The organism is Marinimicrobium sp. UBA4209, from assembly GCF_002381585.1.
Lineage (GTDB): Bacteria > Pseudomonadota > Gammaproteobacteria > Pseudomonadales > Cellvibrionaceae > Marinimicrobium > Marinimicrobium koreense.
On record NZ_DFTP01000007.1, the window covers coordinates 46,322 to 67,057 of the forward strand.

General features: G+C 60.2%; 24 protein-coding genes and 1 tRNA gene. 16 read left to right on the plus strand and 9 right to left on the minus strand.

Annotated elements, in window-relative coordinates; all coding sequences use genetic code 11:
• Positions 1-520 precede the first annotated feature (520 nt).
• The 4 genes from B3187_RS01555 to B3187_RS01570 are packed head-to-tail and all read left to right on the plus strand — an operon-like array spanning position 521 to position 3,519.
• Positions 521-1,579 (plus strand): SMP-30/gluconolactonase/LRE family protein, encoded by a 1,059-nt coding sequence (locus tag B3187_RS01555; RefSeq protein ID WP_286804324.1) that lies wholly within the window; start codon positions 521-523, stop codon positions 1,577-1,579.
• Position 1,580: 1 nt separating this feature from the next.
• Positions 1,581-2,069 (plus strand): DUF1289 domain-containing protein, encoded by a 489-nt coding sequence (locus B3187_RS01560; protein WP_286804325.1) that lies wholly within the window; start codon positions 1,581-1,583, stop codon positions 2,067-2,069.
• Positions 2,070-2,083: 14 nt separating this feature from the next.
• Positions 2,084-2,695, plus strand: a complete 612-nt coding sequence (locus B3187_RS01565; protein WP_123637441.1) for a tRNA-(ms[2]io[6]A)-hydroxylase — start codon at positions 2,084-2,086, stop codon at positions 2,693-2,695.
• Between the two features lie 8 nt (positions 2,696-2,703).
• The gene (locus B3187_RS01570) at positions 2,704-3,519 is read left to right on the plus strand and encodes a methyltransferase domain-containing protein (protein WP_286804326.1); all 816 of its coding nucleotides are present in this window, start codon (positions 2,704-2,706) and stop codon (positions 3,517-3,519) included.
• Positions 3,520-3,525: 6 nt separating this feature from the next.
• Here B3187_RS01570 and B3187_RS01575 read toward each other — a convergent pair whose 3' ends face one another.
• The gene (locus B3187_RS01575; protein WP_123637439.1) at positions 3,526-4,005 is read right to left on the minus strand and encodes a molecular chaperone DnaJ; all 480 of its coding nucleotides are present in this window, start codon (positions 4,003-4,005) and stop codon (positions 3,526-3,528) included.
• A 154-nt stretch (positions 4,006-4,159) separates the two neighbouring features.
• Between B3187_RS01575 and B3187_RS01580 the strand changes: the two genes are divergently transcribed.
• The 6 genes from B3187_RS01580 (at position 4,160) to B3187_RS01605 (ending at position 9,291) form a co-directional block, all read left to right on the plus strand.
• Positions 4,160-5,203, plus strand: coding sequence for an agmatine deiminase family protein (locus tag B3187_RS01580; RefSeq protein WP_286804327.1), 1,044 nt, complete (start codon positions 4,160-4,162; stop codon positions 5,201-5,203).
• The gene (locus B3187_RS01585; protein ID WP_286804328.1) at positions 5,190-6,071 is read left to right on the plus strand and encodes a carbon-nitrogen hydrolase; all 882 of its coding nucleotides are present in this window, start codon (positions 5,190-5,192) and stop codon (positions 6,069-6,071) included. Before B3187_RS01580 ends, B3187_RS01585 begins: the two co-directional genes overlap by 14 nt.
• Before the next feature lie 83 nt (positions 6,072-6,154).
• Positions 6,155-6,637 carry a thioredoxin-dependent thiol peroxidase gene (gene bcp / locus B3187_RS01590; protein WP_286804329.1) on the plus strand — a complete coding sequence of 161 codons (483 nt, stop codon included), beginning with the start codon at positions 6,155-6,157 and terminating at the stop codon, positions 6,635-6,637.
• Positions 6,638-6,994: 357 nt separating this feature from the next.
• Positions 6,995-7,438: a helix-turn-helix domain-containing protein gene (locus B3187_RS01595; protein WP_024460266.1), complete on the plus strand. Its 444-nt coding sequence runs from the start codon at positions 6,995-6,997 to the stop codon at positions 7,436-7,438.
• A gap of 146 nt (positions 7,439-7,584) precedes the next feature.
• Entirely contained in the window at positions 7,585-7,914 is a 330-nt protein-coding gene (gene yajC / locus B3187_RS01600) for a preprotein translocase subunit YajC (RefSeq protein ID WP_024460265.1), read from the plus strand.
• A 3-nt stretch (positions 7,915-7,917) separates the two neighbouring features.
• The gene (locus B3187_RS01605) at positions 7,918-9,291 is read left to right on the plus strand and encodes an alanine/glycine:cation symporter family protein (protein ID WP_286804330.1); all 1,374 of its coding nucleotides are present in this window, start codon (positions 7,918-7,920) and stop codon (positions 9,289-9,291) included.
• 12 nt (positions 9,292-9,303) lie between these two features.
• On the opposite strand, the gene B3187_RS01610 is transcribed toward B3187_RS01605, so the two are convergent.
• The 7 genes from B3187_RS01610 to rne all read right to left on the minus strand — a co-directional run bounded on the left by B3187_RS01610 (position 9,304) and on the right by rne (position 15,121).
• A complete protein-coding gene (locus B3187_RS01610) occupies positions 9,304-9,636 on the minus strand; it encodes a TusE/DsrC/DsvC family sulfur relay protein (protein WP_123637435.1) in 333 nt (110 codons plus the stop codon).
• Position 9,637: 1 nt separating this feature from the next.
• Positions 9,638-9,946, minus strand: coding sequence for a sulfurtransferase complex subunit TusB (gene tusB / locus B3187_RS01615; RefSeq protein ID WP_286804331.1), 309 nt, complete (start codon positions 9,944-9,946; stop codon positions 9,638-9,640).
• Positions 9,947-9,957: 11 nt separating this feature from the next.
• The gene (gene tusC, locus B3187_RS01620) at positions 9,958-10,320 is read right to left on the minus strand and encodes a sulfurtransferase complex subunit TusC (RefSeq protein WP_123637433.1); all 363 of its coding nucleotides are present in this window, start codon (positions 10,318-10,320) and stop codon (positions 9,958-9,960) included.
• Positions 10,321-10,336: 16 nt separating this feature from the next.
• A complete protein-coding gene (gene tusD / locus B3187_RS01625; RefSeq protein WP_123637432.1) occupies positions 10,337-10,729 on the minus strand; it encodes a sulfurtransferase complex subunit TusD in 393 nt (130 codons plus the stop codon).
• Between the two features lie 68 nt (positions 10,730-10,797).
• Positions 10,798-11,481, minus strand: a complete 684-nt coding sequence (locus B3187_RS01630; RefSeq protein WP_123637431.1) for a Bax inhibitor-1/YccA family protein — start codon at positions 11,479-11,481, stop codon at positions 10,798-10,800.
• A 205-nt stretch (positions 11,482-11,686) separates the two neighbouring features.
• Positions 11,687-11,777: transfer RNA gene (locus B3187_RS01635), tRNA-Ser, on the minus strand.
• Between the two features lie 149 nt (positions 11,778-11,926).
• Complete coding sequence (gene rne / locus B3187_RS01640; RefSeq protein WP_286804332.1) at positions 11,927-15,121, minus strand: ribonuclease E; 3,195 nt, start codon at positions 15,119-15,121, stop codon at positions 11,927-11,929.
• Positions 15,122-15,913: 792 nt separating this feature from the next.
• On the opposite strand from rne, the gene rluC reads away from it, so the two are divergent.
• Together rluC and B3187_RS01650 are read left to right on the plus strand one after the other, a co-directional pair.
• Positions 15,914-16,906 carry a 23S rRNA pseudouridine(955/2504/2580) synthase RluC gene (rluC, locus tag B3187_RS01645; protein ID WP_286804333.1) on the plus strand — a complete coding sequence of 331 codons (993 nt, stop codon included), beginning with the start codon at positions 15,914-15,916 and terminating at the stop codon, positions 16,904-16,906.
• A gap of 56 nt (positions 16,907-16,962) precedes the next feature.
• Positions 16,963-17,604, plus strand: a complete 642-nt coding sequence (locus B3187_RS01650; RefSeq protein WP_286804334.1) for an HAD-IA family hydrolase — start codon at positions 16,963-16,965, stop codon at positions 17,602-17,604.
• 1 nt (position 17,605) lies between these two features.
• On the opposite strand, the gene B3187_RS01655 is transcribed toward B3187_RS01650, so the two are convergent.
• Positions 17,606-18,211: a Maf family protein gene (locus B3187_RS01655; protein ID WP_123637427.1), complete on the minus strand. Its 606-nt coding sequence runs from the start codon at positions 18,209-18,211 to the stop codon at positions 17,606-17,608.
• A 121-nt stretch (positions 18,212-18,332) separates the two neighbouring features.
• On the opposite strand from B3187_RS01655, the gene B3187_RS01660 reads away from it, so the two are divergent.
• The 4 genes from B3187_RS01660 to B3187_RS01675 all read left to right on the plus strand — a co-directional run.
• Positions 18,333-18,869, plus strand: coding sequence for a YceD family protein (locus B3187_RS01660; RefSeq protein ID WP_024460254.1), 537 nt, complete (start codon positions 18,333-18,335; stop codon positions 18,867-18,869).
• A gap of 40 nt (positions 18,870-18,909) precedes the next feature.
• Positions 18,910-19,092: a 50S ribosomal protein L32 gene (gene rpmF / locus B3187_RS01665; RefSeq protein ID WP_024460253.1), complete on the plus strand. Its 183-nt coding sequence runs from the start codon at positions 18,910-18,912 to the stop codon at positions 19,090-19,092.
• A gap of 33 nt (positions 19,093-19,125) precedes the next feature.
• A complete protein-coding gene (gene plsX, locus B3187_RS01670; protein ID WP_024460252.1) occupies positions 19,126-20,118 on the plus strand; it encodes a phosphate acyltransferase PlsX in 993 nt (330 codons plus the stop codon).
• Positions 20,119-20,170: 52 nt separating this feature from the next.
• On the plus strand, positions 20,171-20,736 hold a 566-nt coding region (locus B3187_RS01675), incomplete at its 3' end, for an ACP S-malonyltransferase (RefSeq protein WP_286804335.1).

Below are 20,736 nucleotides of genomic sequence, written 5' to 3' on the forward strand. Positions count from 1 at the left end.
AACGTTTCGGGAAATAGCACCTTAGGTCCAAATGAGGAGCTGAAGGCTAGAAAGGAGAAGGCTCCTGATTAACCCGATGCTTTTTTGCGCTACCAGCGCCTCGGGGCACTTCCCACATCCAAGTGAGCGACCATGGGACTCGACGCGCGGAGCCCCTCCGCTTACGGTCTTGAAAGGGCTTTCCCTTCCCGGCCCTCAGTGCCACGATTAAAAGTATGGTGGCTAGTTCCCTGAGCTTTACGCCTCCTCTGCGGAGGCTGGGTCTACCCTTGTGAGACCGTCACCCGCCTGGACGGCGGGTGATGAGCCCCCACGGATGGGTTCACGGCGTGTCTCACAAGGGTAGACCCAGTCGGAGCGTTACATTCGAAGCGCCTGTATTAAAGCAACTGGTTCCTGACCTGTGTGAGCGGTATAATGCTCGCATCTTGATGAAGTGATTTGACCTTATATAAATCAATAGCTTACAGGTAAAACCTAAAGCTATAAATAACTTAAAATCGGCACAAGGACATCCTCCATGAACACCACCCGACACACCCTGGCGCCTCTGGGTGCCGCACTGACCGCGCTGATTCTCTGGGGCTGTGAACCCGCTGAAGAACCGCAGCCGTCACCCGAAGCCTCCGGTAATGCCGCGGCCAGTGGGGTCGAGTACAGCGACCCGGACAACCCCGGTACCGCACCCACGCCAGACAGCCAGTGGCAGTGCCCGCAAGACGCCGGTCAGGCACCCTCGGGGACTCTGACCGCCGAGCGGATTCCGGGCTCCGCCACCACCCGGGAAGAAGCGGGTCTGTATGAAGGGCCGGTGTGGATTGGTGGGTCCCTGTACTTCTCCGATTTCACCTTTCAGGAAGGCTTCCCCTCGCGAGTGCAGCGCCTGACCGAAGAGGGCACCCTGGAAACCGCGCTGGAAGACAGCGGCAGCAATGGTCTGGCCGTGGATGCCGAAGGCTTTCTGATGGCCGCCACCCACGACGCCAAGGCCATCTCACGCTACGAGCTCTCTACCGGTGACCGGGAGATTGTCTGGGATGAGTATGCCGACAGCCCGTTCAACTCCCCCAACGATCTGACCCTGACCCGCGATGGCGTGATCTATTTTACCGATCCGGACTTTCAGCGCTCGGCGGCGCCGGGTGGACAACCAAAGACCCGGGTCTATCGTATTGATTCCGACGGTGTGTCCCTGGTGGACGATACCCTGAGCAATCCCAATGGTGTCTCCCTGTCCCCGGATGAGCAGACCCTCTACGTCGCCGGCGGCGGTGAGCAGGGCGTGCTCAGGGCCTATTCGTTGGATGAAGACGGGCAGGTAACCGGGCAGCGGGATCTGGCCGATGTGACTGTGCCCGACGGTATGGCGATTGACTGCCTGGGTAACATCTATGTCACCGAACACACCAGGCAGCGAGTGCGGGTGTTCTCCCCCGAGGGTGAATCCCTGGCGGAGATCCGTGTCGATGCGAATATCACGAATGCCGCCTTTGGCGGCCCCGAGCGTCAGACGCTGTACCTGACTGGTGCGGGTACGCTCTGGCAGATTGAACTGGATGTAGCGGGATATCCTTATTGATATGGCAGTATTCAAGCGGGTCAAAACCCCCTGTGTTGGTGTCTGTTCAACGGGCATCGGGGATAGCGTGTGCCGGGGCTGCAAGCGATTTGCCCATGAGGTGATCGACTGGAATGCCTACGATCAGGAGCAGCGCTACATTATCGTCAAACGCCTGGAGGCCTTTCTGACCCAGGTGGTGTCGGCGCGCTTCGAGATTCTGGACGAAGCCGTTTTGCACGAGCAGATCCGGCACCAGCAGGTGCGGTTCAACGAAGATCGGGACCCGCACTGCTGGATCTTCGATCTGCTCAAGGCCGGGGCCAGCCAGATCCGGGAACCGGCGCACTACGGTCTGCGGGTGCGCCCCGAATGGCGGGCGTATTCTCTATCCGAGCTGCGCGATCAGATCGATCACGACTATTACGAGCTTTCCTGCGCGCACTACGAGCGCTATATTGCCCCGGGTTTGGCCGCGGATGCGATGCAAAAAGCAGCGCAAAACACTTGAACTTTGTGATGTAAATGACTGATATAAAACCTATTCTTGATTTTCTTCAGTGCGAAACGCCGGATGCCTGGGTTCGCTGGGCGCTGGCCAATGAGCCGCTGCTGCTGCTCGATCATGCCAACTGCGAAAAGAAGGCCGCGTCCACTGCGCTGACGCTGATGTACCGCTATGTGGGCGACTTCGAGATGATGCATAAGATGTCCCGCCTGGCCCGGGAAGAGCTGCGTCACTACGAGCAGGTGATGAGCCTGATGCAAAAGCGCGACATCGCTTACGGGCAGATTTCCCCCAGCCGCTATGCCTCCGAGCTGCGCAAGCCGATCCGTACCCACGAGCCGGGGCGCTACGTGGATACCCTGATTGTGGGCGGGATCATCGAAGCCCGCTCCTGTGAGCGCTTCGCCAAATTGGCCCCGCACCTGGATGAAGAGCTGCAGGGGTTTTATCTGTCGCTGCTCAAGTCCGAGGCCCGGCACTTTCAGGACTACCTCAAGCTGGCCCGCAAGGCCGCCGGCGGGGAGTCCATCGAGGCTCGGGTGGAAGAGTTTCTGGCACTGGAGCGCTCGTTGATCGAATCGCCGGATGACACCTTCCGCTTTCACAGCGGCGTGCCCCAGGCCGCCTGAGGCACGCTATGCCCAAGCAACCGGTCACCGGCGACCGCGACTTTGACGATCTCGCCCAGCGTTTCGCCCGCAATGTCTACGGCGGGCTCAAGGGGCGTATCCGGCTCAGCGTGCTGCGCCGCGACTTTGGTCAACACTGGCCGTTTCCGCCTTTTGTGCCCGATACCGGTCGGCCGCCCCTGCGCATTCTGGATGCCGGAGGCGGGCAGGGCCAGTTTTCCCTGCCCCTGGCTCGGGCCGGGCATGCCATTACCCTGTGCGACCTGTCCGAGCAGATGCTGCTTGGTGCCCGGGCGGAAGCGGAGCAGTTGGGGGTCAGCGGGCAGGTGACTCTGGTGCAAAGCGCCATCCAGTCTCTGGGCGACGCCTTGCCAGAAGAGACTGAGCCCTTTGATCTGGTGATCTGCCACGCGGTACTTGAGTGGGTGCTGGATCCGGAAGCCCTGATCGATCACCTGATTCGCTGGCTCAAGCCCGGCGGTCACCTCTCCCTGTGCTACTACAACCTGCACGGCGCGGTGTACAAAAACCTGCTACGGGCCAACTTCAAGAAGGTGGAGCGGGGGGATTACGGCGGGTTTCGGGGCAGTCTGTCCCCCATCAATCCGCTCTATCCGGAGACGGTGGATCAGTGGCTGGCGGCGAGGCCGTTGGAGCGGCTGGCCACCAGTGGCATCCGGGTGTTTCACGACTACATTCTGGACAAGTCACTGCGCGAGCAGGCGCCGGACAAGGTGCTGGAGCAGGAGCTGCGACTCTCGCAGTTGGAACCCTACCGCTCGCTCGGACGGTATGTGCATGTGTTACTCAAGCGCCTGACCTGATATCCATCAGCTCAGGCGTTTGAGTAACAGCTCTTTGGCCTCGTTGACCTTGGCCGCCAGATAGTCATTGCCGCCCCGGTCCGGGTGCAGCTTCTGCATCAGTTTGCGGTGGGCACCGATGATGTCCTCCCGAGTGAGTGCCTGCTCGTCGCCTTTCAGGCCCAGCGTGTCCATGGCTTCGCGTACATCCATGGGGCCGCTCGGCGGGCTGGCGGGGCCGGCCTGCTGCTGGCGCTGCTTCCACAGCGGGAAAAACTGCAGGCCCAGGGCAATGGCGGTTTTTGCCAGGGGGAGCAGGGCGCCCAGCACGGCAAACAGCCAGTGGGCCCGCCCGGTGGCGACCATCAGAATCAGTCCCAGCCCGCCGCCCCACAGACCGAGGCGCCAGTAAAGGCGCTTGCGCTCGGCCGGCGGCAGGCGCCGAATATGGGCCATGGCCGCCCATAGGCCGATGATGACAATCAGGGCGATAAGCAATCGAAGCATAGTGAACTCGTCCGGTCGCTCAAGCGCGACGTATTCAGTGGCGGCTATTATAGAGAGGGTGAGCGGCGGGTGATAGTGTTAGCGCGGCGGACCTTAGCGGCCCGGATGCGCTATAATCGCCGCCCTTTGAAGCCGAACCAACGAGGTGCTTTTGATGCCACAATTCCGCCTGCCCGCCGAGTGGGAACCCCAGGACGCCGTGCTGCTGACCTGGCCCCATGGGGACAGCGATTGGGCGCCGCTGCTCGATGAGGTGATCCCGCTGTATGAGGGGCTGGTGACCGTGATTGCGGACTATGCGGACCTGATCATAGCCGTGCCGGAGCAGGCGCTGGACGCCATACAGAGCCGCCTGGAGGCGATGAATGTGCCCATGGACAGCGTTCACCTGCGCCCGGCGCCGAGCAACGATACCTGGGCCCGGGACCACGGCCCGCTCACCGTGCTCGAGGGCGAGCGTCCGGTCCTGTTGGACTTTCAGTTTAACGGCTGGGGCGGCAAGTTTGCCCACGATCTGGACAACGGCATTACCGAGCGCCTGCATCGCGACGGCGCCTTTCCCGAGGTGGCGCTGGAGCGCCAGGATTGGGTGCTGGAGGGCGGTTCGATTGAGGTCGATGGGCGCGGCACGCTGCTCACCACCGAAGCCTGCCTGTTGAATGAGAACCGCAACCCGGGGTTGAGTCGGGAGGCCATTGAAATGCGCCTGAAGGAGGCGTTCGGGGTACGCAAGGTCAATTGGCTCAAGCACGGCCATCTCGAAGGGGATGACACCGATAGCCACATCGATACCCTGGCGCGGTTGTGCCCGAACAATGTCATCGCCTATGTGCAGTGCGATGACCCGGAGGACTCGCACTACGCCGAACTCAAGGCGATGGAAGCCGAACTGGCGCTGATGACCGATGCCGATGGCGAGCCCTACCAACTGGTACCACTGCCCTGGCCGGGAGCGGTACACAGCGACGACGGCCGACGCCTGCCGGCCACCTACGCCAACTTTCTGATCATCAATGGCGCCGTTATGGTGCCGCAGTACGACTGCCCCAGTGATGAACAGGCCCTGGAGCAGGTGATGCAGGCTTTTCCCGGTTATCACATCTTCGGCATTCCCTGCTCGGTACTGATCGAGCAGGGGGGCAGCCTGCACTGTATTACCATGCAATTACCCGAGGGAGTTCTCTATGACCCAGCTTAACGTCGGGCTGATTCAGCACGCCTGCAGTGCCGACCTCGAATCCAACCTGCAGGCTTCCATTGACGGCATCCGCCGCGCGGCGGAGCAGGGCGCCCAGTTGGTGGTGCTGCAGGAATTGCACCGGGGCCTGTATTTCTGTCAGCAGGAGGACGTGGACGAGTTTGATCTGGCAGAGCCCATTCCCGGCCCCAGTACCGATCGTCTGGGCGCCCTGGCCCGCGAGCTGAACCTGGTGATTGTCGCCTCGCTGTTCGAGCGTCGGGCGCCGGGGCTGTATCACAACACAGCGGTGGTTCTGGAGCGCGATGGCACCATCGCCGGCACCTACCGCAAAATGCACATTCCGGACGATCCGGGTTTTTACGAGAAGTTCTATTTCACCCCGGGCGATCTGGGCTTTCAGCCCATTCAGACCTCAGTGGGCAAGCTCGGAGTTCTGGTGTGCTGGGACCAGTGGTTCCCGGAAGCGGCTCGCCTGATGGCCATGGCGGGCGCGGAACTGCTCATTTATCCCACCGCCATCGGCTGGAGTCGGGAAGATGACCCCGAGGAGCAGGAGCGTCAGCGCCAGGCCTGGATCACCATTCAGCGCGCCCATGCGGTAGCCAACGGTGTGCCCGTGGTCAGCGTCAACCGCATGGGTCACGAAACCGATCCCGGCGGTGGCTCCGGCATCGACTTCTGGGGTAGCAGCTTTGTCGCCGGCCCCCAGGGGGAGTTTCTCTACCAGGGCAGCACGGATCAGGTGGAGCACACCGTGGTCTCCCTGGATATGGAGCGCAGCGAGAACGTGCGGCGCATCTGGCCCTACCTGAGAGATCGGCGGGTAGACCATTACGGGGACCTGCTCAAACTCTACCGGGATTGAGTTCGGCGTAACGGCAAACGGCATTGCACTACTTCGGTGCGGTGCCTCAAGATGATCTTTGACAATGCAATTCGGAGCGAACCATGGCATTACCGAAAATCGGCAATCTGGCCCCGGCCTTCACCCTGAACAATCAGAATGGTGAAGCGGTCAGCCTGAAAGACTTCAAGGGTAAACAGAACGTCGTGTTGTACTTCTATCCCAAGGCCTCCACCCCGGGCTGCACCGTCCAGGCCTGTGGCATGCGCGATTCGCTCGCGGAACTGGCGCAGTACGATACGGTCGTATTGGGAGTGAGTCCGGACAAGGAGCCGGCACTGCAGAAGTTTATTGCCAAGCAGGGATTGACCTTTGATCTGCTGTCCGACCCGGAGCACCAGATTGCCGAAAAATATGGCGTCTGGGGGTTGAAGCAGTTTGCCGGTAAAGAGTACATGGGGCTGATCCGCACCACCTTCATCATTGATAAAGACGGGCGTCTGCGGGCCATCCCTGAAAAGTTCACCACCAAAAACCACGATCAGGTCATTCTGACCTGGGTTCGGGAGCATTTTGGAAGTAAATGACGCACTGGTTGGGCCAAATCGGACTCGAGGGTGACTTTTACGGTATAAGATCAGGTTTTTAATAAAAATGTGATCTTAGTCCCGCTGAATGTCGGGTTTTTTGACTCCGTTAGCGACAATTGCGCTTTGATTGGCCTATACTAGAACTGTCTTGAGGTTGAGGGCCCAGCCCTCGAGGTACAGGGTTGTCCGTCAAACCTCGGGACCGATCAGGGCTCAGGCATCGGCCTGTCCGCTGGTCGACAATAACGATCGCGCGAGCTCGGTTACTGGCGGCTTCGGTTGGCAGTCGCTCCGCGACCACCCAGCGTCATTAATTTTCAATGCCCAGAGTTTTTGGCAGAAGGAGAGGCCTGTATGATTCAGTTACAGCGTATCGACGATCGAATCAGTGAAAGTGCGGCACGCCCGTTCGCCACGCCCGGTGTCCGGTCTTATCATGAATATCTGGAGTTAGCGCGTATTCCCCCGGCAGAAGGGGTGGCCGCCAAGGTTCTGGATGTTCTGCACCGTCGCGTCGGTCAGGATCCCTTAGCAATTGATTACATTGCCGAGGATCTGGACCTGTCAAAACGGACTTTGCAGCGTCGTTTGCAGCAGCAGGGCGAAAACTTTGCCCAACTGCGGGACAGTCTACGTTTCCACTATGCGATCAAGTTTCTTATTGATCAGCATATGAGCGTTGATGCGGTATCCAAAGCATTGGACTTTTCGGACCGCACCAGTTTTACCAACGCTTTCAAGCGGTGGACCGGACTTTCTCCGAGTGTCTTCCGCAAGCTGTTTCGCGATTACGCCTGACCACAGATTTGGCGATCGCCTCAGCCGTCCCCAGCGGCTGAGGCTTCTTGATTTTCACCGACCAACTCCCTCCATGTAATTGCCTGCCCCGCACAAACAGGGTAGAGTTAGCCCTTTTTCCGACCTAGAAGAATGAGGCTTGTTTCATGGATTTCTTTATTCCCGCCGCAATGGCTCAAGATGCTGCGCAACCCCAGGGTAACCCGATGGTCACTCTGCTGATGTTTGTGGGCCTGTTTGTGTTCATGTACCTGTTTATCATCCGCCCGCAGCGCAAGCGTCAAAAAGAGCATCAGAACCTGGTGTCCGCGTTGAGCAAAGGTGATGAAGTGGTCATGACCAGCGGCCTGCTGGGCAAAATCCTCAAGGTTGACGACAACTACATCGTTCTGGAAACCGGCGAAAACATTGAGCAGAAGTTCCAGAAGGTTGCGGTTCACGCCGTTCTGCCCAAAGGCACCATCAAGTCCATCTAATCCATGACTGACTCCTCCGCCATCCGTTCACTGGAAAGCTTTTTGAAGACCCTCAGTGATCTGGTGTGGGGGGAGTTCATGCTGGTGCTGATTCTGGGCACCGGCCTTTTCCTGATGGTGCGTCTCGGCGCCATGCCCCTGAGACGCATCGGCACCGCTTTCCGGCAACTCTTCCAGGGCCGCCAGGCTCAGGGCGAAGGGGACATCAGCGGCTTTAACGCGCTCATGACGGCGCTGTCCGCGACCATCGGCACGGGCAACATCGTGGGGGTCGCCACGGCCATCGGCATTGGCGGCCCGGGTGCGTTGTTCTGGATGTGGTGCAGCGCCCTGGTGGGGATGGCGACCAAGTACGCCGAAGCCGTGTGTGCGGTCCAGTTCCGGGAAACCGATCATCAGGGGCGCCACGTCGGTGGCCCCATGTATTACATCAAGAACGGTCTGGGCAAACGCTGGATGTGGCTCGGCGCTCTGTTCGCTTTTTTTGGCATGCTCGCGGGGTTTGGTATCGGCAACACGGTACAGGCCAATTCCGTTGCCGATGCACTGTCCGAGAGTTTCAACATCAGCCCCTGGATTACCAGTGTCCTGCTTATGGCGCTGGTGGGGGCCGTTCTGATCGGTGGTATCAAGCGTCTGGCCAGTGTCGCCGGGAAACTGGTGCCGTTCATGGCCATCGTCTACCTTCTGTCGGGGCTGGTGATTCTGGCGCTCCACTTGCCGGTGCTGCCGGCGGCGGTCCTGTTGGTGGTTGACTCCGCTTTCACCGGGACCGCGGCGACCGGCGGTTTTGCCGGCGCCACCGTGATGATGGCGATTCAGTTTGGGGTTGCCCGAGGGGTGTTCTCTAACGAGGCGGGCCTGGGTAGCGCGCCTATTGCCCACGCGGCGGCGCAGACTAACAGCCCGGTACGCCAGGGGCTGATAGCGATGCTCGGCACCTTTATCGACACACTGGTGGTGTGCACCGTGACGGGCCTGGTGTTGATCGTCACGGGGGCCTGGCAGACAGGGGCCGAGGGTGCGGCCATGTCCCAAGAGGCTTTCGCATCGGTGATTCCCCAGGGGCAACATTTGATCGCACTGAGCGTCTCCCTGTTTGCGTTCACGACCCTGTTGGGCTGGAGCTACTACGGTGAACGCTGTGCCCAGTACTTGATGGGTGAGCGTGTGGTTAAGCCGTTTCGGGTGCTGTGGGTGCTGGCGATTCCGGTCGGCGCCAATATGAGCCTGGGTGTGGTCTGGATTCTTGCGGATATTCTCAATGGCCTGATGGCCATTCCTAATCTGATTGCGTTACTGGCGCTATCCAGTGTTGTGGTAGGTCTGACCCGAGAGTACTTCGCGCGCAAAAACACCGAGCCCCTCGGTCTGTAAACTTCGTTCAGGCTACAGACAATTGTCGGGGCGGGGCAGCCCGGCGATTTTACTGGCAATCTTGGCCGGACTGGGCGGAAACAGTTTCATCAGGTAAATGCTGCGCCCTTTTTCCGTGCCGAGTTTTTGCCCCACCCGCTTGACCAGCGGGCGCATGGCGGGGGATAGTTCGAACTCGCGGTAGAATTCACGCAGCAGTTCAATCACTTCCCAGTGCTCTGCTGTCAGAGTAATGTTTTCGCGACTGGCCAGCGCCTCGGCGACCGCCGGGCTCCAGTCCCCCAAGTCTTTCAGATAGCCTTCCTTGTCTGTGCTCAACGTCTTACCGTCCACTGTCAGTGACATGTCAGTACCAGCTCTGGATTGTGTTGTGCGCGACGGATAGCGCCACGAATTTCTCATAGTCCGAGATCGACACTCCGTTCGCGATCCGTTCCATCAGGCCGCGAGCCTTAAGGTCCGCTTCCAGCGCGTACACCTCAATCTGACGTTCGTGCAAGTCGTTCAGTGCACTCGCTTCCGGTGGGGCGGGCAGGGCGCCGTAGACACCATCTTCAATCAGAAGCACCGCGTCCCCGGGTTGGCAGACATCAAGGCAGGCGCGAAGGGTCCGGTGTTCAAATGGGGATTTATTGACGGTATGGAGTGTGCTCATGAAGAACGACCTTAAAAGCTGAGGAGTTGGTCCTGCTCGGAAAACAGGCGGCCTACCGCACGGTTGTCCAGCTCGATAAGGTTGTCCATGACCAGATCGGACATTACCAGACCCCGTTCGGTCAGTGAGGGGGTGTGTACATACAATCGTTCGACGTCGTAGATCGGTAATGCCTGCAGGCTTGACGCCAGATTTTTCTGGGGGAGGGTGTCGGGAGACTGATCCCGTACCAATTGAAAAACCCCGTCATTCATGAACAGGACGCCGACGTCCTGGCCGAATACCGCGGTCGCCAGGAGCGCATCCAGGGCCTCCCGGGCGGTGCTGCTACCGTAGGGGGCGTGGCGCATCACAAACAATAAGCGGCAACTCATTTCCATCTCCTTTCCATCAGGCACCAAACGTGACGACCCGGTCGGCATGAACCGCTGCGTCCACCCACTGCCCCAGACCGCTTAAACTGAACTCCGGTGCAAGGTTGGCAACATCGTGCTCGTAGCGGTCAGCCTCTTCCTGATTGAGAATGCCTCGACGCAACGCCGCGGCGATGCAGACGACCACATCGATGGCGTTCTCGCGGGCCAGGGTTCGCCATTCCTCCACCAGGTTCTGTTCATCCTGAGCGGGAGTGGCGAGCCGATTACCTGTTGCCACTCCCTCCTGATAGAAAAAAACGCGATAGATGTCGTGGCCCTGGCGCAGGAGTGCCTGCGCGAAGTTCAGGGCGCTCTGGCTGGCCTCTGAGTTGAAGGGTGCGGCGTATACGGCGAGTGAGAATTTCATCAGCGCTGGTTCCTGAAACAAAAAAAGCCCCGATCTACGGGGCTTTTTTCATGGTGGTGCGTCCCGCTTTACTCGTTGCTGGCACCGAGCAGGTGCAGCAGGCTGGTAAAGAGGTTGATGATTGACAGGTACAGTGATGTGGTCGCCATGATGTAGTTGGTCTCACCGCCATGAATAATGGCGCTGGTCTGGAACAGAATCAGTGCCGACATCAGCAACACAATACCGGCAGAGAAGGCCAAGCTCAGGGCAGATACATCAAAACCGAACAGGGAGGCGCCGATCAGCAACAGCATACAGGCGATCATCACCATCAGGCCGACCGCAACAAAACCGCGCAGGAAGCTGAAGTCCTTGCGAGTGGTCAGGGTGTAGCCGGACAGCCCGAGGAAAATGACCGCAGTGCCGCCCAGGGCCTGCAAAACGATGGAGCCGCCATTGGACATGGCCAGGTAATGATTCACGATGGGGCCGAGGCTGGCGCCAATCAGACCGGTGAACGCAAACACGACGCCCAGACCGGCCGAGGAGTTGGCGGTTTTGGGCAGTACGAACCAGACCAATACGATGGCAATGACGCTCATGATCAGCCCCATGCCGTGAGACATATTGATGGCCATGGCGATACCCGCGGTCACGGCACTGAAGGCCAGGGTCAGTGCCAGCAACATATAGGTGTTGCGCAAAACCTTGTTGACCTCAATGCTGCTGCCGATATCAGCACGGGCATTCTGGGTGTAGAGCTCTCGCATTGCTTTTCTCCATTGATGACAAATATTGCCTGACATAGATCATACTGGAACCGGCGGAAACTTGCCAAGCTTGTTGCATTAGATGGGGGCGGGTTGGGGGGAGTTCTAGGGGGGGTGGTGTAAATATTTGTTAGTCGAACGGAGGGTTCTCACCCGTCCCTTCTGCCATAAAAAAAACCCCACCATTGCTGGCGGGGTTTTTGTATGGCGGAAGGGCAGGGATTCGAACCCTGGGTAGGCTATTAACCTACGGCGGTTTTCAAGACCGCTGCATTCAACCGCTCTGCCACCCTTCCGAAGAGGGGCAAATTATACAGAGCTTTTTCTGTGGGGCAAGGGGAGGGCGGAAAAAAACTCAAGGATTTCGAAGACTTAGTAGTGATTGAAGAGCCAAAAAAAGGGCGCTCCCCGAAGAGAGCGCCCTTTGTACTTGCCGTTACGAGGTTTACTCGCTGGCGCTTGACTCAACCTCGGGAGCCTGCCGGTTGCGCGGGTCATTTGCCGGGCGCGCCAGAGGCCGTGGGTTGTGGCTTACCGCGGGCGGTTGCCGGGTATCCAGCGCCTGGGCTGCGGAGCGTTGACGATGCTCGGTCACGATCTCCGTCGGTACCTTGGGCTGGGGAGCCAGACGCGGATCATTGGTCGCCCGCGCCGACGAGCGGGGTGCGGGCTCCGGAGTCGGTGCGCTGACTTCCTGCGTCTCCTCTGCCGGCGCGTCCGGAGCCTCTGCGGGCTCTGCAGTGGCTGCCGGCGCCTCAGCGGTTGTCGGCTCCTGAGTGTCGGCGGTGACGCTTTCTTTGCTTGCCTCGTCCTCGGCTAGCACATTTTCCTCGGGCGCTGCGGGCTCCGCCGGGGTGGCGGTATTGGCGGGCTCAGCGACCGGCTCTGGAGTGGCCGGCTGGACCGCTTTGGCAGAGACCTCGGCGTCGGTTTCAGCCGAGCCCGTGTCGGTTACCGAGCGGCCCTGGGGTGCCTCAGTATCCGTTGCGTTCTGCGCCGCTTTGGTATCGCTTTTTGTGGTGCTACTTTCTGCCGTGTCGACTTTCGGGGCAGCGGCGTCCTGGGTTGGGCGAGGCTCGCCCACTTGACGCTGGCTGACGCGACGGGGCGCCTCTTCCCGAAGTTCCGCCGTAGCCGTTGGCTTGATGGTGGCTTCAGCGTCGGCGTCCTTCGGAGATTGAGGCTCCTCAGTGGTCGCGGTGTTGCGGGCCTCAGTGTTGCCGCGAGTGCGCCGCGCTTCGCGCTCTTCACTCTGGTCTGTGTCTGCCTGAGCCGTCACTGGTCCTGTGTCAGTGCGACGAGCCGACGTGTCCGCCTTGGCGGGTTTGTCGTCGGTCGCATTGTCACTGCGGGCCTCGGAGCCTGCCTTCTGGTCACGGTTAGCCCGGTTGCTTCGCTCGGCCTTCACGTTGTCGGTGGTGTCCTGATTGGCGGCCTGGATTTCATTGGCCTTCTCGATCACCTCCTCGGGCAGTTCGCGGCGGTTACGGCGACGGGGGCCGGAACGGGTGCGACGTCCCGCCGGGCGCTTGGGCGGCCGGTTTTCCTGCTGCTCATTGGTGGCCTGCTCTTGTGCCGGCTCATTGACCTCGGCGGCCTCGGCTTTCTGCGGTGAGGCGTCTTTCGGCTGACTGTTATCACCGCGGTTTTCCGGCTTGTTGCCGGCGCCACCGCGACGGTTTCTGCCCCCACGGGAACGGCGACCGCTGTTGCCTTCGGCGTTTTTGTCCTGCCCTTTGTCTTGCCCTTTGTCCTGACTGTTGTCCGAGGCTTTGTCCTGACGCTTTTCAGGGCGACTGTCGCCATCGCGCTGGTTGCCGCGTTCATCACGACGACCACCGCGGCGGTTGCGGTTGCCACCCTCGCGACGTCGATTCTGGTTGCCGCCGCGACTGTGCCGGCTGCGTTGATGGCCACGACCTTTCGACGACGATGACTTCTTGTCCTCTTCATCACCCTTGAACAGGCCTACCAGCAGGGCGACAAAACGCTCCCACAGGCTGGGCTCTTTGGGTGCCACGGGCGTGGGTGCCGCTTCTGTGGGCGCGGCCGGTTGCACAGCGGGCTGGGGCAGGGGGGCCGGCTTGCTGCTGGTTTCCACTTCCTCTTCGCTGTGTTCGTCGGCGGTGGCGACAATTTTGTAGCTGGTCTCCAGCGTGCCCTCGTCGTCATCGCGCAGACGCTGAACTTCGAAGTGTGGCGTCATCATGTCGGCGTTCGGCACGACGACCACGCGGGTGCTGTTGCGCTGCTCGATGTTGGAAATGGTTTTGCGTTTTTCGTTGAGCAGATAGGTGGCCACAGAAACCGGCGCAATCGCGCGGATCTCGGCGCTGCGCTCTTTCTGTGCTTCTTCTTCCACCAGACGCAGGATCGACAGGGCCAGAGAGCGGGTGCTGCGAATGGTGCCCTGACCGTTACAGCGGGGGCAGACTTTCGAGTGCACTTCGCCCAGGGAAGGGCGCAGGCGCTGGCGCGACATTTCGAGCAGGCCAAAGCGTGAAATGCGGCCTACCTGAACGCGGGCCCGGTCCATGTTCAACGCGTCGCGCATGCGGTTTTCCACTTCCCGTTGATTGCGGGCAGGCTGCATGTCGATAAAGTCGATCACAATCAGGCCGCCCATGTCCCGCAAACGCAATTGCCGGGCGATCTCGTCAGCGGCTTCCAGGTTGGTCTGCAGGGCGGTCTCTTCGATGTCGCCGCCTTTGGTGGCGCGCGAGGAGTTGATGTCGATGGACACCAATGCCTCGGTCACATCAATGACGATGGAGCCGCCGGAAGGCAGTTTGACTTCGCGCTGAAACGCGGTCTCGATCTGGCTTTCAATCTGGTAACGGTTGAACAGCGGAATGTCGTCGTTGTACAGCTTGACCTTGCTGCCGAAGTTGGGCATCACCTGTTGGATGAAACCGTTGGCCAGATCGAAGGCTTCCTTGTTATCCACGATCACTTCGCCGACGTCCTGGCGAAGGTAGTCGCGAATGGCGCGGATGATGACGTTACTTTCCTGAAACAGGAAGTTCGGTGCCGGGGCGCTTTTGGCGGCCTTGTCGATCGATTCCCACAGTTGCAGAAGGTAGTTCAGGTCCCATTGAAGCTCTTCCGCGCTGCGGCCAACGCCGGCGGTGCGAATGATGATTCCCATCCCGGAGGGGATTTCGACGCCGCTCAGGGCATCTTTGAGCTGCGCCCGGTCTTCCCCTTCGATGCGGCGGGAAATGCCACCGGCGCGGGGGTTGTTGGGCATCAGGACCAGGTAGCGACCCGCCAGGCTGACAAAAGTGGTGAGCGCGGCGCCTTTGTTGCCGCGTTCCTCTTTGTCGACCTGCACGATCACTTCGGTACCTTCTTTGACCACTTCCTTGATCTTGATGCGGCCCTCAACATCGTTGGGGGCTTTGCTGAAGTACTCGCGGGAGATTTCTTTCAGGGGGAGAAAGCCGTGGCGCTCGGCACCGTAGTCAACAAAGGCGGCTTCCAGGCTGGGTTCAACCCGGGTTATTTTGCCTTTGTAGATGTTGGCTTTTTTCTGCTCTCGATTGCGATTTTCGATGTCCAGGTCGTACAGCCATTGGCCGTCGACCAGCGCTACGCGCAACTCTTCGGGTTGAGTTGCATTAATGAGCATTCTTTTCATGCGTTACCTAATATAGTCGTCCGGGGCGCCAGGCCGGCGGAATAACCAAGGTTAACGCTGTTGTGTTTTACAACCTTAGGGCCGACCGGGCTCCAGGGTAGAGCCTGTCGGGGTTGGGGGCAGAGGCAGACGGCCAGCCACAGGCTCCGCCCGGCAAAGAGCCGGTCGGCGGAGGGGGCTGTCGGTTGCCTTGATCGTCATGCAATCCTGCTCCATGAAACTCTAGTTTTCTCGTTTCGGCTTCAGGCGGTTCCCCGGGTGGAGCTGGGCTCAACGGGGGGTTCCGCGTGGAATCTGGCAGTGCCGGTGTTGTGTTCGGGTGCCGAATCGTCACGTGGTATCTCTCAGGTCCGCCAGAAACCATCTTGGTCTGGACCCTGTGTTCGCTGTGACGCCGGAAAATCACCTGGCCGGCAATGCGTAGAAATCAGAGTTCTACAAAAACACGTACAGTATCAACTATGGCTATCACGCGGTTGGCGCGATGGTCATGGGGTGCCCCGCAGGCCTTTCGGGCGTCGTTGCGGTAGCACCGGTTTTGTCAGTTCACTGGCCAACATCGGGGGGAGGTAAACCATCTCGCCTGGCCCGAAGTGGCCCTGTTGCTGTCAGCGGTATTTCCTCGCAACAGGCCTGATTTACGCTTACCTGTCCGGAAACCTGCCTGTCCCAGCAGCCCGGAATATAACAGTAATTGCAAAAAGCTTCAATCTGCCTTTGTTTTCGGGCCCGAGCCTGGCGTCAGGGAGTATCCCGTCGCGACCCGGCCCGGTTTGCGCTATCATGCGCGCCATGACTAAACCCTCCTCTTCCTCCCGGTCGGCCCCGCCGCCCCAGACGCCACCCACTCAGGTCCAGTGGCTGACGATTGATGCTGACCAGGCCGGTCAGCGAATCGACAACTTCCTGATGGCTCGCCTCAAAGGGGTGCCCAAGTCCCGGGTGTACAACATTTTGCGCAAGGGCGAAGTGCGGGTGAATAAAGGTCGGGTCAAGCCCGATTATCGTCTGGTCTCTGGGGATCAGGTGCGCGTGCCCCCGGTGCGGGTGACCCAGAGTGCGCCCGCACCCAAGCCCAGCGATCAACTGGTTCGTCAGCTTGATAGCGCCATCCTGTTCGAGAACGAGGGACTGTTGGTGCTCAATAAGCCGCCGGGTCTCGCCGTTCACGGTGGGAGCGGTGTCAGTCTGGGGTTGATTGAGGTGCTGCGGCAGATGAGGCCGGAGGCCCGCTTTCTGGAATTGATCCACCGGCTGGATCGGGATACGTCCGGCTGCATTATGGTGGCTAAAAAGCGCAGTATGCTCCGCCATATGCAGGCGGCGCTCAGAGACAAGAGCGCCAGCGGCGTTACCAAAATCTATCAGGCGCTGGTGCTGGGGCGCTGGTCTGAGCGTAAAACCAAAGTCGATGCGCCCCTGATGCGCCTGGAAATCAACGGCGACCGGATCGTCAAGGTGCATCCGGAGGGCAAGCCGAGCCTGACCCGGTTTCGGGTTCTGCGGCGCTTTGAGGGGGCGACCCTGGTCGAGGCACATTTGATTACGGGGCGGACTCACCAGATTCGGGTTCATGCCCAGTCCGCCGGCCACAGTCTGGTTGGGGATGAGAAGTACGGCGATGATGAAGCCAATAGGCGTTGGCGGGCGAGGGGCGTAAAGCGCCTGTTCCTGCATGCCGCGGAGCTGGGTTTTTACCTCCCGGACCAGTCGGCCATGACGCGCGTGGTTGCACCGCTGCCGGATGATCTGCAGACCGTTCTGGCGCAAACGCCCCAAGAGTGACGCCAATACGAATGAGGCTATTGGTGTTTGATGGACGTTATCAAGAGGTATAAGCGTTGTTGTTGATTTTTGACTGGGATGGCACTTTGAGCGATTCCACAGGCCTGATTACCCGGGCCATGCAACAGTCGGCCGAGGATCTCGGTTGGCCGATCCCGGAAGCTGCTGCCGTGCAGAACATCATCGGGCTAGGTTTGCCCGAGGCGCTTCATTTATTGTTCCCGGATCAGGATGACAAAGGGCATGGCCTGCTGCGCGATCGGTATCGGTCGAACTATCTGCGTGCCGATCAGGCGCAGCCCTCCGAGCTGTTCCCCGGGGTAATGGAAACGCTGACCCGGTTGCGTGACGATGGGCATCAGATGGCCGTGGCGACCGGCAAAAGCCGGGTGGGGCTGGATCGGGTGTTGAAGGTCATGGGGCTTGATGGTTTTTTTCACGGCACCCGCTGCGCCGATGAGACCGCCTCGAAGCCGCATCCGCTGATGCTTCATCAATTGCTGGAGGCGTTTCGGGCCGAGCCGTCCAGCGCGGTCATGGTGGGGGATACCGAATACGACATGGAAATGGGACGTCGAGCGGGCATGGATCGCATTGCCGTCAGTTACGGTGCCCATACCATTGATCGGCTGCATCCCTATGAGCCCGCCCTGTGCCTGGATCAGTTTGATGAGCTGCTCCGGTGGGATCGGTTGTAAGCTAACGGGACGCCGTTGGCATGAGCAGGGGGTCGAGACCGGCCTTTTGCAGCATTTCGGTCAACTGGATCAGCGGCAGACCGATCAGTGCATTCGGATCATCGCCCTCCAGGCGCTCGAACAGGCAAATGCCCAGCCCCTCCACTTTGAAAGCGCCGGCGCAGTCGTAGGGCGTTTCCTGCCGCAGATACTGCTCAATCTGTGTGTCCGTCAGGGGGCGAAAGTGCGCTCGGACGCTCTCGCACCGGGTTTCATCGGTACCGGTGCGGGCATCGTAAATACAAAGGCCGGTGTAAAAGGTGACCACCTTCCCGCTGGCCGCGCGCAGTTGTTCAACGGCCCTCTGGTGATCGCCCGGTTTACCGAGGCACTGTTCGCCATCCAGGGTGGCCACCTGGTCCGAGCCAATGATTAACAGGTCGTGAGCTTCGGTGGGTGCCAGGGCGCGGGCCTTCATGTGGGCCAGTCGCCGGGCCAGGGCCTCTGGTGTTTCACCTGGGGCGGGGGTTTCATCAACCTCGGGAGCGGTGCAGGTGAAGGTCAGATTCAGCCGCTCGAGTAGCTGGCGTCGATAGGGCGAGCGGGAGGCCAATAATAGCTCTGGCATGGGTCAATCTCCGAAAAACAGTGATAATCGGTCAACATTTTAACGGAAACCCCCGTCGTTGCGGCCTTTGGCCACTTTTTTCTTTGACACAGGCGGCGCTTATCCCTATTATTGCGCGCTTATGTTTTCAGCCCCCTTCGACAAGCCTCTGCCGCGTCAGGGCGACCCGCGCAAATTCGCGCAACAGGGCGTCCGGATCAGTGGCTATGTGCCGGTGGATCAACTGACCCGGATTCAGGATCTGCTGTTGGAGGAAGGGGCGCAGGCTCGCGTGGATCTGACCTTCGGGATCAGTGAGGCCGGTAAGCTGGTGGTTGAAGGTTCGGCCGCCGCTGATCTGGTGTTTACCTGCCAACGCTGCCTCGGTCCGGTGACCGTTGCGGTGGACGCGCAGATTGAGCTGGCACTGGTGCGCACGGAAGAGGAAGCCCGACAGCTGCCTCGCGCCCTGGATCCCTGGATATTGCCGGAGGATGGAAACACGGACTTCTACACAATGGTAGAAGAAGAGCTATTGTTAAGTTTGCCGTCGGTGGCTTATCACGAGGCGCTGTGCATTGATGAGCAATTGCTCAGCAGTGGCGAGCCGGTGGAGCCGGAGCCGACAAAAAACCCGTTTCAAGTTCTGAAGCAACTCAAGGGCTCGCCGAAATCGTGAGGCGCCCCGGCTTCAGTGGTATTGTCAACAGGAGATCATCATGGCCGTACAACAAAACCGTAAGACCCGTTCCAAGCGTGGCATGCGTCGCTCTCACGACGCGCTGACCGGAAAAGCGCTGTCAGTAGACCCGACGACCGGTGAAAAACACCTGCGTCACCACGTGTCTGCCGACGGTTTTTACCGCGGTCGTAAAGTGGTCGACACCGGCAACGACGAGTAATTTCGGAGTCGCTGACTACTCAGCCATCCGGAAATGATTCGTATAGCGGTAGACGCTATGAGCGGGGACTTAGGTCCCCGCACTGCTATCTTGGCGGTGCTCCGATTGGCAACCTCGGCCGCTTCCGGGGTTCGCTTTATCCTAGTGGGTGAACGTTCCGTTCTGGAGCGCTTGCTGCCCGCGACTCTCCCGTCCTCTGTCTCCGTGCATCATGCCCCATCCTGGGTGGCGATGGATGATGATCCGCGCGCGGCGCTTCGTCACGGGCGTGAAACCTCCATGTGGCGGGCGTTGGATCTGGTGCGCACCGGTCAGGCCGATGCCTGCGTCAGTGCCGGCAATACCGGGGCATTGATGGCGATGGGCCGCTACCTTCTGAAAAGCCTGCCGGGCATTGAGCGACCCGCCATCTGCAAGGCGATGCCAGTGTCCCGTGGGCGAACCTGGATGCTTGACCTCGGTGCCAACCTTCAGGCGACGGCGGAGCAGCTGCACCAGTTTGCCCTGATGGGCGCGGTCTTGGCGACGCGGGAGCTGGGCCGGGATGCCGAAGTGGCCCTGCTGAATGTCGGTGTCGAGTCCGGCAAGGGCCCTGAGGTGGTGCAGGCCGCCAGTCGGCTGATGGCCGATGACCGCCGCCTGCACTATATCGGCTACATTGAAGGGGATGACATCTACACCGGGCGGGCCGATGTGGTGGTCTGCGATGGCTTTGCCGGAAACGTCGCGCTCAAGGCCAGCGAAGGTGTGGCGAAGCTGATTGGCGAGAAGCTGCGCTCGGGCATCCGATCGCGCTGGCGTTATCGCCTGGCGGTTCCCCTGTTGATGCCCCTGCTTCGCCGTTGGCGCACCGAGCTGGACCCGGGCGCCTACAACGGGGCCATTTTCCTGGGGCTCAGGCGGCCGGTGATCAAAAGTCACGGTGGCGCTGATGAGGGGGCCTTTGCCGGAGCCCTGAATGTGGCCATAGAGCAGGTGCGCCGGCGGGTAACTGAACATATTGAAACCGAGCTCGCGGAGTCCTGACCGACGGGTGCGCTTCGTGGCTCTGGAAACAACATCATAAGAGGTGGAGTTTATGTCCGAACAATCATTGGCCTTTGTTTTCCCCGGCCAGGGTTCGCAAAAGGTGGGTATGCTGGCGGATCTGGCCTCGGAATACGGCGTAGTGACGGATACATTTGCCGAAGCGTCCGATGTGCTTGGTTATGACCTGTGGGAGTTGGTTCAGAAGGGGCCCCAGGAGCAGCTCAACCTCACCGAGCGCACCCAGCCGATGTTGCTGGCAGCCAGTACCGCCGTATGGCGCGTCTGGAAGTCCCAGAACGGCGCGGTACCCGCACTGCTGGCGGGTCACAGTCTCGGTGAGTGGTCAGCGCTGGTGGCGGCGGATGTGGTCAGCTTTGCCGATGCCATTGCTCTGGTTCAGCAGCGCGGCAAGCTGATGCAGGAAGCGGTGCCCGCGGGGCAGGGCGGTATGGCCGCCATTATCGGGCTCGAAGACGACGCCATTATCAAGGCGTGTGAACAGGGCGCTGAAGGAGAAGTCGTGGCGCCGGTCAACTTCAATTCGCCGGGGCAGGTGGTCATCGCCGGGGCCTCGGCCGCCGTCGATCGCGCCATGGCCCTCTGTAAAACGGCGGG

What these genes read in the sequence shown, in the direction of transcription:
- B3187_RS01555 (WP_286804324.1), top strand. Translation starts at nt 521, where the DNA reads ATGAACACCACCCGACACACCCTGGCGCCTCTGGGTGCCGCACTGACC.
- B3187_RS01595 (WP_024460266.1), top strand. Translation starts at nt 6,995, where the DNA reads ATGATTCAGTTACAGCGTATCGACGATCGAATCAGTGAAAGTGCGGCA.
- B3187_RS01565 (WP_123637441.1), top strand. Translation starts at nt 2,084, where the DNA reads ATGACTGATATAAAACCTATTCTTGATTTTCTTCAGTGCGAAACGCCG.
- B3187_RS01570 (WP_286804326.1), top strand. Translation starts at nt 2,704, where the DNA reads ATGCCCAAGCAACCGGTCACCGGCGACCGCGACTTTGACGATCTCGCC.
- tusC (WP_123637433.1), bottom strand. Translation starts at nt 10,320, where the DNA reads ATGAGTTGCCGCTTATTGTTTGTGATGCGCCACGCCCCCTACGGTAGC.
- B3187_RS01610 (WP_123637435.1), bottom strand. Translation starts at nt 9,636, where the DNA reads ATGTCACTGACAGTGGACGGTAAGACGTTGAGCACAGACAAGGAAGGC.
- tusD (WP_123637432.1), bottom strand. Translation starts at nt 10,729, where the DNA reads ATGAAATTCTCACTCGCCGTATACGCCGCACCCTTCAACTCAGAGGCC.
- bcp (WP_286804329.1), top strand. Translation starts at nt 6,155, where the DNA reads ATGGCATTACCGAAAATCGGCAATCTGGCCCCGGCCTTCACCCTGAAC.
- B3187_RS01605 (WP_286804330.1), top strand. Translation starts at nt 7,918, where the DNA reads ATGACTGACTCCTCCGCCATCCGTTCACTGGAAAGCTTTTTGAAGACC.
- B3187_RS01585 (WP_286804328.1), top strand. Translation starts at nt 5,190, where the DNA reads ATGACCCAGCTTAACGTCGGGCTGATTCAGCACGCCTGCAGTGCCGAC.
- rne (WP_286804332.1), bottom strand. Translation starts at nt 15,121, where the DNA reads ATGAAAAGAATGCTCATTAATGCAACTCAACCCGAAGAGTTGCGCGTA.
- B3187_RS01575 (WP_123637439.1), bottom strand. Translation starts at nt 4,005, where the DNA reads ATGCTTCGATTGCTTATCGCCCTGATTGTCATCATCGGCCTATGGGCG.
- rluC (WP_286804333.1), top strand. Translation starts at nt 15,914, where the DNA reads ATGACTAAACCCTCCTCTTCCTCCCGGTCGGCCCCGCCGCCCCAGACG.
- tusB (WP_286804331.1), bottom strand. Translation starts at nt 9,946, where the DNA reads ATGAGCACACTCCATACCGTCAATAAATCCCCATTTGAACACCGGACC.
- B3187_RS01580 (WP_286804327.1), top strand. Translation starts at nt 4,160, where the DNA reads ATGCCACAATTCCGCCTGCCCGCCGAGTGGGAACCCCAGGACGCCGTG.
- rpmF (WP_024460253.1), top strand. Translation starts at nt 18,910, where the DNA reads ATGGCCGTACAACAAAACCGTAAGACCCGTTCCAAGCGTGGCATGCGT.
- plsX (WP_024460252.1), top strand. Translation starts at nt 19,126, where the DNA reads ATGATTCGTATAGCGGTAGACGCTATGAGCGGGGACTTAGGTCCCCGC.
- B3187_RS01630 (WP_123637431.1), bottom strand. Translation starts at nt 11,481, where the DNA reads ATGCGAGAGCTCTACACCCAGAATGCCCGTGCTGATATCGGCAGCAGC.
- yajC (WP_024460265.1), top strand. Translation starts at nt 7,585, where the DNA reads ATGGATTTCTTTATTCCCGCCGCAATGGCTCAAGATGCTGCGCAACCC.
- B3187_RS01655 (WP_123637427.1), bottom strand. Translation starts at nt 18,211, where the DNA reads ATGCCAGAGCTATTATTGGCCTCCCGCTCGCCCTATCGACGCCAGCTA.
- B3187_RS01660 (WP_024460254.1), top strand. Translation starts at nt 18,333, where the DNA reads ATGTTTTCAGCCCCCTTCGACAAGCCTCTGCCGCGTCAGGGCGACCCG.
- B3187_RS01560 (WP_286804325.1), top strand. Translation starts at nt 1,581, where the DNA reads ATGGCAGTATTCAAGCGGGTCAAAACCCCCTGTGTTGGTGTCTGTTCA.